The 1,283-nt window shown below is 67.7% G+C and carries 2 protein-coding genes; one reads left to right on the top strand and one right to left on the bottom strand.

Annotated elements, in window-relative coordinates; translation table 11 throughout:
• On the top strand, positions 1-634 hold a 634-nt coding region (locus tag ACR9ZG_RS18875), incomplete at its 5' end, for a sensor histidine kinase (protein WP_481286379.1).
• A 134-nt stretch (positions 635-768) separates the two neighbouring features.
• Here ACR9ZG_RS18875 and ACR9ZG_RS18870 read toward each other — a convergent pair.
• The gene (locus ACR9ZG_RS18870) at positions 769-1,017 is read right to left on the bottom strand and encodes a WhiB family transcriptional regulator (RefSeq protein WP_018190103.1); all 249 of its coding nucleotides are present in this window, start codon (positions 1,015-1,017) and stop codon (positions 769-771) included.
• Between the last annotated feature and the right edge of the window lie 266 nt (positions 1,018-1,283).

Below are 1,283 nucleotides of genomic sequence, written 5' to 3'. Positions count from 1 at the left end.
GCACCAGGAGCGCGAGCTCATCACGAAGGATGCGACGATCCGCGAGATCCACCACCGGGTCAAGAACAACCTCCAGACCGTCGCGTCGCTGCTGCGCATCCAGGCGCGGCGCACGCACTCCGAGGAGGCGCGGGAGGCGCTGAGCCAGGCGATGCGTCGGGTCGCGGCCATCGCGGTCGTCCACGACACCCTGTCGACGGGCCTCGCCCAGATCGTCAACTTCGACGACGTCTTCGACCGCGTGCTGCTGCTCGTGGCGGAGGTCGCGGCGAGCCACACGACGACGGTCCACCCCAAGAAGTCGGGCACGTTCGGCTCGCTGCCGAGCGAGTACGCCACGCCGCTCGCGCTCGCGCTGACCGAACTCGTGACCAACGCGGTCGAGCATGGCCTGGCCGGGCGCGAGGGCCAGGTCGAGATCGTCGCCAACCGCTCCGCCGACTCGCTCACGGTCAAGGTCGTCGACAACGGGTCCGGACTCCCCGAGGGCAAGGTCGGCTCCGGTCTCGGCACGCAGATCGTGCGGACGCTCATCCAGGGCGAGCTGGGCGGCACGATCGACTGGCACACGATGATGGGGCAGGGCACCGAGGTCACGATCGAGGTCCCGCTGCGCTACCTCACCAAGGCCTGACGAGCCCGCGCAGGCACAGAAGCCCCGACGCACAGAAAAAGCCGAGGGGCGCTCCTGCTGCTAGGTGTGGGAGCGCCGCCTCGGCGGGGAGTGCAGACCGGCGGTTCGGGTCGCCGGGGGAGTGCCGGCCTCGGTCAGGAGGCCCGGCGGGCGCGGGCGGCGCGGCGCTTGAGTGCTCGGCGCTCGTCCTCGGAGAGACCGCCCCACACGCCCGAGTCCTGACCGGTCTCGAGGGCGTACTGCAGGCAGATCTCGGTGACGGTGCAGCGGGCGCAGACCGCCTTCGCCTTGTCGATCTGATCGACGGCGGGTCCGGTGTTCCCCACGGGGAAGAACAGCTCGGGGTCCGCGGTCAGGCAGGCGGCTTTGTCGCGCCAATCCATGAAGATGTGCTCCTTGTTTCGCTGGGTGTCTCCTGGCCCGATGGGCCTAGAATTCAGGTAAGCAGCCGGGTTGCAGGGTTCTTCAGATCCGCTGAACTAAGACCTGCCCACGACCCTGTGAGCATCAACTCGACCTCGAATATGCTCCCATAGCAGTTGATTCGGATCAATAGTTTTGTATGGGATAACGCTGTGAACACCCGCCCGAAACGTCAGGATGCTATAGTGCCGGACCCTCTCAGCGCCCCCTCGCACCGCCCAGGACC

The sequence above is a fragment of the Leifsonia sp. KNZ12-8B genome, from assembly GCF_056755495.1.
This window is presented reverse-complemented; position numbering and strand designations above follow the sequence as displayed.

Excerpts from the sequence above, each read along its gene's own strand:
- ACR9ZG_RS18870 (WP_018190103.1), bottom strand. The coding sequence starts at position 1,017 with ATGGATTGGCGCGACAAAGCCGCCTGCCTGACCGCGGACCCCGAGCTG.